The 13,242-nt window shown below is 71.6% G+C and carries 4 protein-coding genes; 3 read left to right on the top strand and 1 reads right to left on the bottom strand.

Annotated elements, in window-relative coordinates; translation table 11 throughout:
* Together fhuF and DTA15_RS00010 are read left to right on the top strand one after the other, a co-directional pair.
* Positions 1-336, top strand: a 336-nt coding sequence (gene fhuF / locus DTA15_RS00005) for a siderophore-iron reductase FhuF (protein WP_111990718.1), incomplete at its 5' end; no start/stop codon positions are given.
* Positions 333-1,361 (top strand): ABC transporter substrate-binding protein, encoded by a 1,029-nt coding sequence (locus tag DTA15_RS00010; protein WP_006492070.1) that lies wholly within the window; start codon positions 333-335, stop codon positions 1,359-1,361. The genes fhuF and DTA15_RS00010, both read left to right, overlap by 4 nt.
* A 191-nt stretch (positions 1,362-1,552) precedes the next feature.
* Here the strand turns inward: DTA15_RS00010 and DTA15_RS00015 are convergent, their stop codons facing one another.
* Positions 1,553-3,298, bottom strand: a complete 1,746-nt coding sequence (locus tag DTA15_RS00015) for a cyclic peptide export ABC transporter (RefSeq protein ID WP_012492604.1) — start codon at positions 3,296-3,298, stop codon at positions 1,553-1,555.
* Between the two features lie 275 nt (positions 3,299-3,573).
* Between DTA15_RS00015 and DTA15_RS00020 the strand changes: the two genes are divergently transcribed.
* Positions 3,574-13,242, top strand: coding sequence for a non-ribosomal peptide synthetase (locus tag DTA15_RS00020; RefSeq protein WP_012492605.1), 9,669 nt, complete (start codon positions 3,574-3,576; stop codon positions 13,240-13,242).

Raw genomic sequence — 13,242 nt, forward strand, 5'->3', positions numbered from 1 at the left:
ATGGGCCGCGTCACGCCGCGCGTGCTGTGGAGCAACGCGGGCAATCTGCTCGACTACCTGCTCGATACCTGTCGTTCGTTGCCGTGCGCGGCCGATCCCGTCGGCGACGCGCACTGGCTGTTCGGTTCGACCTGCATGCGTGGCGAATCGAATCCGCTGCGCATGCCCGTGCGCGATACCGTGCCACGCTCGCCGCTGCTGCCGACGCCGTTTCGCGCGCGCCGCGTGTGCTGCCTGCGCTACGAAATTCCTGGAGAAACGCAACTGTGTGGAAGCTGCCCCCTGCTACTGACGATGGACGACGCGGCGCTGGCCGAGCAGGACGCGATCCGGTGACGCACGCCGGCCGCCGGCATGCACTCGGCGCGCTCGCGGCGGCACTCGGCGCCGTGTGCTGCGGTGCATTTCCCGCATCGGCGGCGGCTGCCGTTTCCGCGGCCGGAGGCGCAGGCGGTGCGCACGGCGGCGTGTCGCTGGCCGGCAATCCCGTCGTGTCGCAGGCCAGCGCGAAGATGCCCGTGCGGCCGCAGCGCGTGGTCGCGCTCGACTTCATGTTCGCGGAAAGCGTGATCGCGCTCGACCTCGTGCCGGCCGGGATGGCCGATACGGCGTTCTACCCGGGCTGGCTCGGCTACCGCAGCGAGCAGCTCGCGCACGTGACCGACATCGGCTCGCGGCAGGAGCCGGGACTCGAGGCGATCGCGGCGGTCAAGCCGGATCTCATCATCGGCGTCGGCTTCCGGCATGCGCCGATCTTCGACGCACTCGACCGGATCGCGCCGACGATCCTGTTCCAGTTCAGCCCGAACGTGTCGGAAGGCGGCGTACCGGTCACGCAGCTCGACTGGATGCGGCAGATCTTCCGGACGATCGGTGCGGTGACGGGGCGCGACGCGCGCGCGCAGGCGGTTGAAGCGCAACTCGACGCCGGCATCGCGCGCAACGCGGCGCGGCTCGCGGCCGCCGGCCGCCACGGCGAGCGCGTCGCGCTGCTGCAGGATCTCGGCTTGCCCGATCGTTACTGGGCGTATACGGGCAACAGCACGTCGGCGGGCCTCGCGCGGGCGCTCGGGCTCGATCCGTGGCCGAAGAAGCCGACGCGGGAAGGCACGCTATACGTGACGTCGGCCGATCTGCTGCGGCAGCGCGACCTCGCCGTGCTATTCGTGACCGCGTCGGGGATGGACGTGCCGTTGTCGACCAAACTCGATTCGCCGGTGTGGCGCTTCGTGCCCGCGTTGAAGGACCATCGGATCGCGCTGATCGAGCGCAACATCTGGGGGTTCGGCGGGCCGATGTCGGCGCTGAAGCTGGCCGACGTGATGACCGATACGATGCTGAAGCTGCCGGCCGTGCGTTGAGCGCGCGGTGCGCGTCGAGCCGCAGGCGATGCGACGTTTGACGGGCAGGGCGTTGTGATCGGCCCGACGACGCATGGCGTCCGCCTTTCCTGGTCGCCACACGTCAGCGGCTGAATTCCCCGCTGAAACGACCATCGCCGGCACACTGCCACTGCAGCGTGCCGGCGATTTTTTCATCGACTGTCGTCGTGTTACGCGCTCATCGCATCGACGCCATCCTGCGCACGCAGGCGCGCCGGTTGCGTGTCGCTGACGATACGTCCGTTGTCGAGCTTCAGCAGGCGATCGGCGAGATCGAAGTAGCGGTCGTCGTGCGTGATCACGATCACGGCCTTGCCGCGCGCGCGCAGCTCCGGCAGCAGTTGTTCGTAGAACACCGCCTTGAACGACGGGTCCTGGTCGGCCGCCCATTCGTCGAACAGGTAGAACGGACGATCTTCCAGGTACGCGACGACGAGCGCGAGCCGCTTGCGCTGCCCGGTCGACAGCGCGCGCGTCGAGAACGCGCCGTCGACCACCTTCACCTTGTGGTCGAGCGCGAGTTTCGCGACGAGCGCGTTCGCTCGCGCATCGGCCTGCGCACGCGACGGATCGTCGGGATCGACGATGCCGAGCAGCGCATCGAACAGGTGGAAATCGTTGAACACCGCGCTGAAGCGCTGCCGGTAGGCCGCGCGCTCGCGCCAGCCGATCGTGCGGCCGTCGACCTCGATCGTGCCTTGTTCGGGCTCGTAGAGCCCCGTCAGCACCTTCGCGAGCGTGGTCTTGCCGCTGCCGTTGCCGCCGACGATGAACACGAGCTCGCCCGGCTTGATCGTCAGGTCGATCGGCCCGATGCTGAACATCCGTTCGTCGCGTTCGTGGAAGTACGCGTGCGTGACGCCGCGCAGCGTGACGGCGCCGGCCGGCGGCACGTCGGGCGCATCGGCCGCGGGCGGCACCGTGCGCAGCGCGCCGAACTCGGCCATCACGCCTTCGATCCGCGTGAGCGACACGCGCGCCGCGTTGACGGTCGGCAGGTTGTTCAGCAGGCCGTCGAGCGGCACCAGCATGAACAGGAACACGACGACGTAGCCGGCGGCCGCGGCCGGGTCGGCATGCACGCCGAGCTGCGGCCAGAACGACGCGACGCCGAGGAACACGTAGAACAGGAAGATGATCCAGCCGACCCCGACCGCATACGCGCTGAACGCGCGGCGGCGGTGGTCGCGCACTTCGCCGATCGCGGCGCCGAGCTGGCCGTCGACGAACTGGCGGGCGCGCGCATCGTGCAGCTTCAGCTCCTTCGCGCCGGAGAACAGCGAACCGAGATAGCCGAACAGGCGGTCCTGCGCTTGGCCGGCGGCTTCGAGCGACGCGATCGCGCGGCGGTCGCCGGTGTGATAGCCGAGCGAGCCGGCGATGATCGCGGCCAGCGCCAGCAGGCACACGGGCCACGACAGCCACGCCAGATAGCCGAGGCAGCCGAACACGATCGAGCCGTGCATGACGAGGTTCGGCAGCGCGAAGAACAGCATCGACACGTTGGTCGCGTCGTCGGTCAGCACCGACTGCACGGGCGCGGCGCCGATCCGCTCGATGTCGCGCAATTCGGCCGCGCCGACGCGCCGCGCCAGATGCACGCGCAGCCGCGCCATCGTGTCCTGCGACAGGCGGGCGAACAGCGTGCCCGACACGATCCGCGTGACGAGCGCGATCACCGCGCACAGCGCGAAGCGCCACGCGAGCGACGCATCGGCGGCGCCCGGTTGCGACAGCGCGCGGTTCAGCGTCGCGACGAGCAGCACGCTCGCGACGCCGTTCAGCACGCAGGCGGTGAGCGCCAGCGTGAGCGACACACGGCTTTCGCGCAGCAGCGCAAGGATCAGGCGCGCCGCGGGGCGGCCGGGGGAAGCGTCGAGGGACGGCGGGGAAGAAGGCTCGTGGGCGGCTGTCATCGGCAACGTCGGTAAAGGGAAGGCAGGCAATCAAGCGGAAACGGCAAATCTGACGCGAAAGCGGCGGGCGGGGGGGCGCGCCCCATTCCCGGCTTTCCTCCCTGATAGACGAACGGGCCGCGCAAATATTTAGCCCCATCGTCAAAAAAAGCCGCCGTACGCACTTTGCACGCAAAACGGTAAAAAATCGGCCGCGCCGTTCGTCACACCAGTGAAGCCGCCCCAAGCGGCCCCGAGACTTGGCCGAAGCGGCCGGACCGAAGGACTTCACGCACATGACGAGTTTCCCGACTGCGCTGCATCACCGAATCCGCGAACTGGCGCGCCTCGCGCCCGACGCACCCGCCATCGCGGTGCCTTTCCAGAACGACCTGCGCCTGTCGCGCGGTGCGCTCGACGCACGTGCATCGCAGCTCGCGCGGCAACTGCGCGCGGCCGGCGTCGGCGCCGAAGTGCGGGTCGGCGTGTGCGTCGAGCGTTCGGGCGAACTGTTCGTCGCGCTGCTGGCCGTGCTGAAGGCGGGCGGCGTATTCGTGCCGCTCGATCCGCGCCATCCGGCCGCGCGCCTCGACTGGATCGTGCAGGATGCGCAACTGCGGCACGGCATCGTCGACGCCGCCGGCCGCGCGGCGCTCGGCACGCCGTTCGAACACGCGTTCGACGCGACCGCCGACGCATCGGGCGTCGCGCAGGATCACGCGTTCGATGACGACACCGTGGCCGTGCACCCGCGTTCGGCCGCCTACATGATCTATACGTCGGGCTCGACCGGCACGCCGAAGGCGGTGGTCGTCGAGCACGGGCCGCTCGCCGCGCACTGCGACGCGCTTGCCGCCGCGCTGCCGATCGAGGCCGGCGACCGTCTGCTGCATTTCGCGTCGGTCAACTTCGACGCCGCGCACGAATGCTGGCTCGCGCCGCTCGCGGTCGGCGCCGGCATCGTCGTCGCGCCGCCGCAGCCGTTCGCGCCGGACGCCGCGCATGCGCTGATGGTGCGCGAAGCCGTGAACGTCGCGGCGTTTCCGCCGGCATACCTGCGTGAATTCGCGGCCGTCGCCGCGCGCGACGGCGTGCCGCCGGCATTGCGCGTGCTCGCGTTCGGCGGCGAGGCGCTGCCGCAGCAGGCATTCGAATTCGTGCGCCGCACGTTCCCGGCCGTGCGCCTGATCAACGGTTACGGGCCGACCGAGGCCGTGATCTCGCCGATGCTGTGGCCGGTCGCGCCGGGCGAGATGCCGGTGCTGGCCGCGGACGACGCGTATGCGTCGTTGCCGATCGGTAGCGTGATCGGCCCGCGGGCCGCACGCATCGACGGCGCGGCAGCCGATGGCGTGGGCGAGCTGCTGCTCGGCGGTGTGTGCGTCGCCCGCGGTTATCACGGCCGCCCGGCGCTCACGGCCGAACGTTTCGTTCCCGATGCGGACGGTGAGCCCGGCGCGCGCGTTTATCGCACCGGCGACCTCGCACGCCTGCGCGACGACGGCGCATACGATTATCTGGGCCGCCTCGACGATCAGGTCCAGGTGCGCGGCGTGCGCGTAGAGCCGGCGGAAATCGCCGCGTGCCTGCGCTCGCACCCGGCCGTGGCGGACGCGGCCGTCATCGCCGAAACCGCCAACGGGCCGACGCGGCTGATCGCATGCGTCGCGCTGCGCGCGGCGGCCGACGATGTCGCGTTGAAGGCGCACGTGGCCGCGCAGTTGCCGGCTGCGTGGCAGCCGCACCGGTTCGTGCGTTGCGATACGCTGCCGTACACGCTGAACGGCAAGCTCGACCGTGCCGCGCTGCGCGAGCGGATTGCCGCCGCGCGCGATACGACGCAAGCCGCCGGCGATGCGCCGCGCACGCCGACCGAACGGCAGATCGCCGGTCTCTGGCAAACGCTGCTGGGCCTCGACGTCATGCCGTCGCGCGACGATCGTTTTTTCGCGCTGGGCGCCGATTCGCTCGCCGCGATGCAGTTGCACGCCGCGATTCGTGCGGCCGTTCGTGTGAATCTGCGGCTCGATACGCTGTTCGCCGATCCGGTGCTCGCCGAGTTGGCCGACACGGTCGACCGTGCGGAACGCGAGACCGGCGAACCGCTCGCCACGATTACCGCGCGCCGTGCGCCGGCCGCCGTGGCCGCGCCGTACGTCGATCGCGCGGCATCGCTCGCGCAGCAACGTTTCTGGGTGCTCGCGCAAACGCGCGACGCAAGCGCCGCGTATCACATTGCCGCACACTGGACGATCGACGGCGTGCTCGACCGCGACGCGCTGCAGCGCGCGCTCGATCACGTGATCGGCCGTCACGAAGCGTGGCGCACGACGCTCGTCGACAACGACGACGGCGTCGTGATGCAGCGGATTCATGCGCATCTGCCGGTGTCGATCGCCACGGTCGACCTGCGCGATCAACCGCCGGCCGCCCGCGACGCGCACGCCGCGCGTCTGGCCGAGCGCGATGCGGCCGAGCCGTTCGACCTCGCACGCGGCCCGCTGCTGCGCGCGACGCTGGTCGTGCTCGCCGACGACCGTCACCGGCTGCTGCTGACCGCGCATCACGCGATCACCGACGGGTGGAGCTCGCGCTGCGCGTTCGACGAACTGTCGGCCGCGTATTGCGCGTATGCCGACGGGCGCGAGCCGTCGCTGCCCGATCTGCCGATCCAGTACGCCGACTACGCGGACTGGCAGCGCGACATGCTGGCCGGCGGCGAGGGCGAACGTCAGCTCGACTACTGGCGCGGCGCGTTGCGCGACGTGCCGGGCCCGCTCGCGTTGCCGGTCGACCGCCAGCCGGGCGCCACGCGCACGCTGCAGGGCGCCCGCGTGTCGGTGCGCCTGCCCGATGCGGTCGCGGCCGACGTGCGGCAACTCGCACGGGACGCCCAGGCGACCGTCTTCACGGTGCTGCTGGCCGCGCTCGACGCGTGGCTGTCGCGCCTGACCGGTGAAACGGACGTCGTCGTCGCGGTGCCGGTCGCGCATCGCCAGCGCCCCGAAACGCGTGCATTGCTGGGTCTGTTCCTGAATACGGTCGCGCTGCGGGTACGCGTGGCGCCGACGCTGCCGTTCCGCGCGCTCGTCGACGCGGCGCGCACCGCGGCGCTCGATGCGGTCGCGCACCAGGACGTGCCGTTCGAGCGCGTCGTCGATGCGGTGAAGCCGCCCGTCAAGCGCGGCGACGAATGGCTGCGCGTGAAATTCGCGCAGCAGTTCGACGCACGGCACGACAGCGTGCTGCCGCGCGCCACGGCGGTCGCGACGCCGGGGCCCGATCTCGCCGCGCGCTTCGACTTCGCGCTGGATTTCACCGACGATGCGAACGGGATCGAACTGGTCGCGGCCTATGCGACCGACTGCATCGATGCCGATACCGCGCGTGCGTGGCTCGACAGCTATGCGGCGCTCGTCGGCGCGGCCGCGCACGCTCCGCAGCATACGACGGCCGCGCTGCCGTGCGATGCGTCGGCTGCATCGCGCCAGCCGCGCGACGGTCGCGCGCTGCGTATCGAGCATGCCGACATCGTCGCCGCATTTGCGCGGCAGGCGGCCGCCTATCCGCATCGCGTCGCGCTGTCGGACGCATCGACTTCGCTGACGTTCGCGGAACTCGACGACGCATCGAACCGCATCGCGCGGGCACTGGCGCAACGCGGCGTGGCCGCCGAAGCGGCCGTCGTGGTCTGCATCGAGCGCTCGACACGGTTCGTCGTCGGCCTGCTCGGCGCGCTGAAAGCCGGCGCGCTCGCCGTGCTGCTCGATCCCGCCCAGCCCGCCGCGCGTCTCGCCGCGGCTGCCGCCGACTGCGGCGCGCGCTGGGCGCTCGTCGCGGAACCGGCCGCGTGGCCGGCCGGCATCGACGCGCAGCCGCTCGACGTCGACGCGCTCGCGCAGGACGCGACGCTCGCTCATGCGGCCGGCGTGCGCGTTGCGCCGCACCCGGAACAGGGTGCATACCTGATCTATACGTCCGGCTCGACCGGCACGCCGAAGGGCGTCGTCGTATCGCATGGCGCGCTGGCCGACTACGTGCAGGGGATGCTCGACGAACTCGCGTTCGCGCCCGATGCGTCGTTCGCAATGGTGTCGACGGTCGCGGCCGATCTCGGCCACACGACGCTGTTCGGCGCATTGTGCGCGGGCCGTACGCTCCATCTGCTGCCGGCCGCTTGCGCATTCGATCCGGACCTGTTCGCCGACGAAATGCGCCGCCGTGAAGTCGGCGTGCTGAAGATCGTGCCGAGCCATCTGCAGGCGTTGCTCGACGCGCGCGTGCCGGCCGACGTGCTGCCGCGCCACGCGCTCGTGACGGGCGGCGAAACGCTCACGTGGGCGCTCGTCGCGCGCCTGGCCGCGCTCGCGCCGGCGTGCCGCGTGATCAACCATTACGGGCCGACCGAAGCGACGGTCGGCGCGCTCGCGTGCGATACGGCGTCGATTGCCGCCGACGCGCGCGATCCCGCGAGCGGCGTGCCGCTCGGGCTGCCGCTGCCGAATGCGCGCGCGCTGGTGCTCGACGCGTTCGGCGCGTGCGTGCCGGCCGGCGCGACGGGCGAGCTGTATCTGGGCGGGCCGGGCGTCGCGCGCGGCTACCTCGGACGCCCGGCGCAAACCGCCGAGCGCTTCGTGCCCGATCCGTTCACGCCCGGCGCACGGCTGTATCGCACGGGCGACCGCGTACGGCTGCGTACGGACGGACGCCTCGCGTTCCTCGGCCGGATCGACGATCAGGTGAAGATTCGCGGCTACCGCGTCGAGCCGGGCGAGGTGAGTGCGGCCGTGCGTGCGGCCGGCCCGATCGCGCAGGCCGAAACGCTCGCGATCGAGCACGATGGCCGCCTGCGGCTCGCGACCTTCGTCGTGATGCGCGACGGCGCGGCATTCGACGAAGCCGCGGTGCGCGCCGCGCTCGCCGCGAAGCTGCCCGACTACATGGTGCCCGCGCAGTTCGTCGCACTGGCGCGCCTGCCGGTGACCGCGAACGGCAAGATCGATCGCGCGGCGTTGCGCGAACTCGCAGCCGTGCCGGTTGTAGTCGCATCCAGCGATGCGCCGCAGGGCGCGGTCGAAACGGTGCTCGCCGACGTCTGGCAGGCCGTGCTGAAGGCGCCGAAGGTCGGACGCGACGACAACTTCTTCGAACTCGGCGGCGATTCGATCCTCGTGCTGCAGGTGATCGCCCGTGCGCGCAAGCGCGGCGTGCGCTTCACGCCGAAGCAACTGTTCGACGGGCCGACCGTCGCCGAACTCGCGCGCGTGGCGAAAATCGACGACACGGCCGTTGCCGCGCAGCCGGCGAGCGCGGTTCCGACCGCGACTGCGGCTGCCACGGCCTCGCCGGCTGCCGCCGCGATCCTGACGCCCGCGCAGCAGCGCTTCTTCGCGCTTGATATTCCGCACCGCGGCCACTGGAACCAGTCGGTGTCGTTCGATGTGCGGGGCGCGTTCGATGCAGACGCATTCGCCCGCGCATTCGACGCGGTGCTCACGCATCACGATGCATTCCGCCAGCGCTTCGCACGCGGCGCCGACGGCACGTGGCACGCGAGCGATGCGGCGAAACCGTACGATGCGCTGCCGTTCGTGGAAGTCGCCGCACGCGACGACGCCGACGCGCTGGCACGCTTCGACGCGCTGCAGCGCCGTCTCGACCTCGGCAACGGGCCACTCGCGTGCGCGTGCGCGGCACGGCTGCCGGACGGTTCGACCCGGCTTTATCTCGCGATTCACCACGCGATCGTCGATGGCGTGTCGTGGCGCATCCTGCTCGACGACCTGGACAGCGCCTATCGCGCCGCATGCGAGCGCACGCCGGTTCGCCTGTCGCAGCCCGGCCTGCGCGCGGACGCCTGGGCCGCACGGCTCGCCCGCGCGGCAACGGAACCGGCGTCGCCGTTCGCGGCCGAAGCCGCCTACTGGGCCGGCATGGCTCAGGGCGACGACATCGTGGCCGATCACCCCGACGCGGCGGCGACGAACGCCGATGCGTCCGTCGTCGTGCAGACGATCGACGCGGCATTGACGCGCGCCGCGCTGACCGACGCGCACGCGGCCTATCGCACGCAGGCGATCGAGCTGCTCGGCGCGGCGCTCGCGCTGGCGCTGGCCGGTGCACGCGGCGCCGCATCGTGCCGGGTCGAACTGGAAGGACACGGCCGCGAAGCGCTGTTCGACGATGCGGATGCCAGCCGCACGATCGGCTGGCTGACGAGCCATTACCCGGTGACGCTGCCGGTCGCAGCGACGGCACGCGACACGCTGTGCGCGGTCAAGGACACGCTGCGCGCGGTGCCGCACAAGGGGCTAGGCTTCGGCGTGCTCGCACACTATGGCGATGCAGCCACGCGCGCGGCGCTGGCCGCCGTGCCGCGCCCGCGCGTCACGTTCAACTATCTCGGCCAGTTCGACGCGCCGCGCGATGCGACGCTCGTGCCGCGTTTCGGCGGCACCGGCACCGAGCGCGATCCGAACGGACCGCTCGGCAACACGCTCGCGATCCATGCGTACCTCGACACGGACGGCGACGGCGCGCGCACGCTGAAGGTCCATTGGGTCTACGGTGCGCCGCAATTCGAACGCGCGACGATCGACGCATTCGCCGAACGCTTCGCGGCCGCGCTGCGCGAACTCGTCGACGCCTGCGCGTCACGCGTCGCGCATCGCGGCGCCGGCGCGACGCCGGGCGATTTCCCGCTCGCGCAGGCCGCCGGCCTCACGCAGGGCGCGATCGAACGCGCGCCGCTCGACTGGCGCACGATCGACGACGTGTATCCGCTGTCGCCGATGCAGCAGGGCATCCTGTTCCATGCGCTGTTCGCGCCCGGCCACGCGAGCTACGTGAACCAGCTCGTCGCGACCGCGACGGCGCTCGACGCCGACCGGCTCGCGGCCGCGTTCGACGCGTCCATCGCGCGTCACGACATCCTGCGCACGAGCGTGATGCCGGACGAAGCCGCGCCGCTGCAGTGCGTGCATCGTCACGCGCGCATGCCGGTCGAACAGCTCGACTGGCGCACGCGCGGCGACACGCTCGACGCCGATTTCGACGCCTGGCTCGCGGCCGACCGCACGCGCGGCTTCGACTGGCGCGAGCCGCCGCTGATGCGGCTCACGCTGATCCGCGTGACGGACGACGCGTGGCGGGTCGTCTGGACGCGTCACCACGTATTGCTCGACGGCTGGAGCACCGCGCGCCTGCTCGCCGACGTGCTGCGCGACTATCGCGACCCGGACGCCGTGTCGCCGTTCGCGAGCCGTCCGGCATTGCGCTATCGCGATTTCATCGCATGGCTCGGCACGCGCGACCGCGATGCCGACGAGCACTTCTGGACCGGGCGCCTGGCGCGGCTCGACGCACCGACGCTGATCGCGGAACGCGCGGCCGACCGCGCGGAAGCCGAGATGGCCACGTGGCGCGCGACGCTCGATGCCGACACGATGACGCGCGTCGCGCAGACCGCCCGCGCGCTGAAGCTGACCGTCAACACGCTGGTGCAGGGCGCGTGGGCGCTCGCGCTGCAACGGATGACGCACCAGCCGGCCGTCGCGTTCGGCGCGACCGTCGCGGGCCGTCCCGATGCGCTCGCGGACGTCGATTCGGTGCTCGGTCTCTTCATCAACACGCTGCCGGTCATCACCGCGCCGGCGCCGCAGCAACGTGCGGCCGACTGGCTGCACACGCTGCAGCGCGAGAACGCGGCCGCCGCCGAACACGCGCACACGCCGCTCGCCGACATCCAGCGCTGGGCGCGCGGATCGGGCGGCGCACTGTTCGACACGCTGGTCGTGTTCGAGAACTATCCGGTCGACGAGTCGGTGCGCGACGCCGATCCGCGCGCGCTGGCGTTGAGCGGCGTGCGCAGCATCGAAGCGACCGATTTCGCGCTGACGCTCGTGATCGAGAGCGGCGCCGAACTGACGATCGACTACGGGTACGACACCGCACGCGTCGATGCGCGTCAAGTCGAGACCTGGCATCGCGCGTTTGCCTGCGCGCTCGATGCGCTGGCCCGCACGCCGGACGCGCGGCTCGGCACGTTGTCGATCGCCGATGAGGCGACCCGCGACGCGCTGGTACGTGCGCAGGACACCGCGCGGATCTGGCCGCCCGGGCAACGGCAGCCGCTGCACCTGCAATTCGTCGATGCGGCACGCGCGACGCCCGACGCGATCGCACTCGAGTACGCGGACACTCACGGCCGCGTGCAGCGCGCGACCTATCGCGAACTCGACGCCGCCACGTCGCGCATCGCGGCCGCGCTGCGCCGGCGCGGCGTGCGGCCCGACACACCGGTCGCGCTGTGCGTCGAGCGTTCGTTCGACATGGTGATGGCGCTCGTCGGCGTGCTGAAGGCCGGCGCCGCGTACCTGCCGGTCGATCCCGACTATCCGGCCGAGCGCATCGCATACCTGCTGCGCGACGCGCGGCCGGCCGTCGCGATCACGCAGGCGCATCTGCGCGAGCAGGTCGAGGCCGCGCTGGGCGAGGGCGCCGACACGCAACTGCTGACGGTCGCGGATCTGCTGGCCGACGAAGCGGGCGATGTTGCCGATGAAACCGCGGCGATCGACGACGCGCAGCTCGCGTACCTGATCTACACGTCCGGCTCGACCGGCAAGCCGAAGGGCGCCGGCAACACGCACGGCGCGCTCGCGAACCGGATCGCGTGGATGCAGCATGCGTACCGGCTGACGCGCGACGACGTCGTGCTGCACAAGACGCCGTTCGGCTTCGACGTGTCGGTGTGGGAATTCGTGTGGCCGCTCGCGATCGGTGCGAAGCTCGCGATCGCCGCGCCCGGCGACCACCGCGATCCGGCGCGTCTGGCTGCCGCGATCCACGCGCACGGCGTGACGGTGCTGCATTTCGTGCCGTCGATGCTCGCCGCGTTCGCAGCGCATCTCGACGATTTCTCGGCCGCCGCGCAATGCGACAGCGTGCGCCTGATCGTCGCGAGCGGGGAGGCGCTGGCCCCCGAGCTCGTCGCGAAGATGGCGCGCCTGTTGCCGAACGCGACGCTCGTGAACCTGTACGGGCCGACCGAGGCCGCGATCGACGTGTCGCACTGGACCTGCGGGCCCGACGACGCGCAAGCGGTCGCGGTGCCGATCGGCCATCCGATCGCGAACCTGCAACTGCACGTGCTGGATGCCGCGTGGCAGCCGGTGCCGGCCGGCGCGACCGGCGAACTGTATCTCGCGGGCGCGGGCCTCGCGCGCGGCTATCTCGGCCGTCCCGCGCTGACCGCCGAGCGGTTCGTACCCGATCCGTTCGTGCCGGGCGCCCGCATGTACCGCACCGGCGACCTCGCGCGCCGGCGCGCGGACGGCGCGCTCGACTACCTCGGCCGGGTCGACACGCAGGTGAAGCTGCGCGGCCAGCGGATCGAGCCGGGCGAGATCGAGGCGCTGCTGCGCGCGGCGCCGGGCGTCAACGATGCGGTCGTGATCGTGCGCGACGAGCAACTGATCGGCTATGTCGCCCGCGGCGAGGCCGGCCCGCTGGACCGTGCGGCGCTGCTCGACGCGCTGCGCGCGCAACTGCCGGCGTACATGGTGCCGTCGCAGCTGATCGAGCTCGACGCATTGCCGGTCACGCCGAACGGCAAGTGCGATCGCCATGCGCTACCCGCGCCGGTGCGTGAAGCGGCCGACGCCGTCGAACTCGCGACCGACACCGAGCGCGCGCTCGCCGACATCTGGCAACGCGTGCTGCACGTGGACGCGATCGGCCGCGACGGCGATTTCTTCCTGCTCGGCGGCCATTCGCTGCTCGCGACGCAGGCCCACGCGCAGGCCAACCTGCACTGGGGCCTGGCGCTGCCGCTGCGCACGCTGTTCGACACGCGCACGCTGGCGCGCTGCGCGGAAGCGATCGACGCGGCCTGCGCGGCACGCGGCGCGACCGATGCGGCGAGCGCGATCGACGCGCTGCTCGGCGAACTGGAAACCCAATAA

Source organism: Burkholderia cenocepacia, from assembly GCF_900446215.1.
Taxonomy (GTDB): Bacteria; Pseudomonadota; Gammaproteobacteria; order Burkholderiales; family Burkholderiaceae; genus Burkholderia; species Burkholderia cenocepacia.

Bases quoted from the DNA above. Each gene is read 5' to 3' on its own strand.
- DTA15_RS00015 (WP_012492604.1), bottom strand. From the start codon at position 3,298: ATGACAGCCGCCCACGAGCCTTCTTCCCCGCCGTCCCTCGACGCTTCC.
- DTA15_RS00020 (WP_012492605.1), top strand. From the start codon at position 3,574: ATGACGAGTTTCCCGACTGCGCTGCATCACCGAATCCGCGAACTGGCG.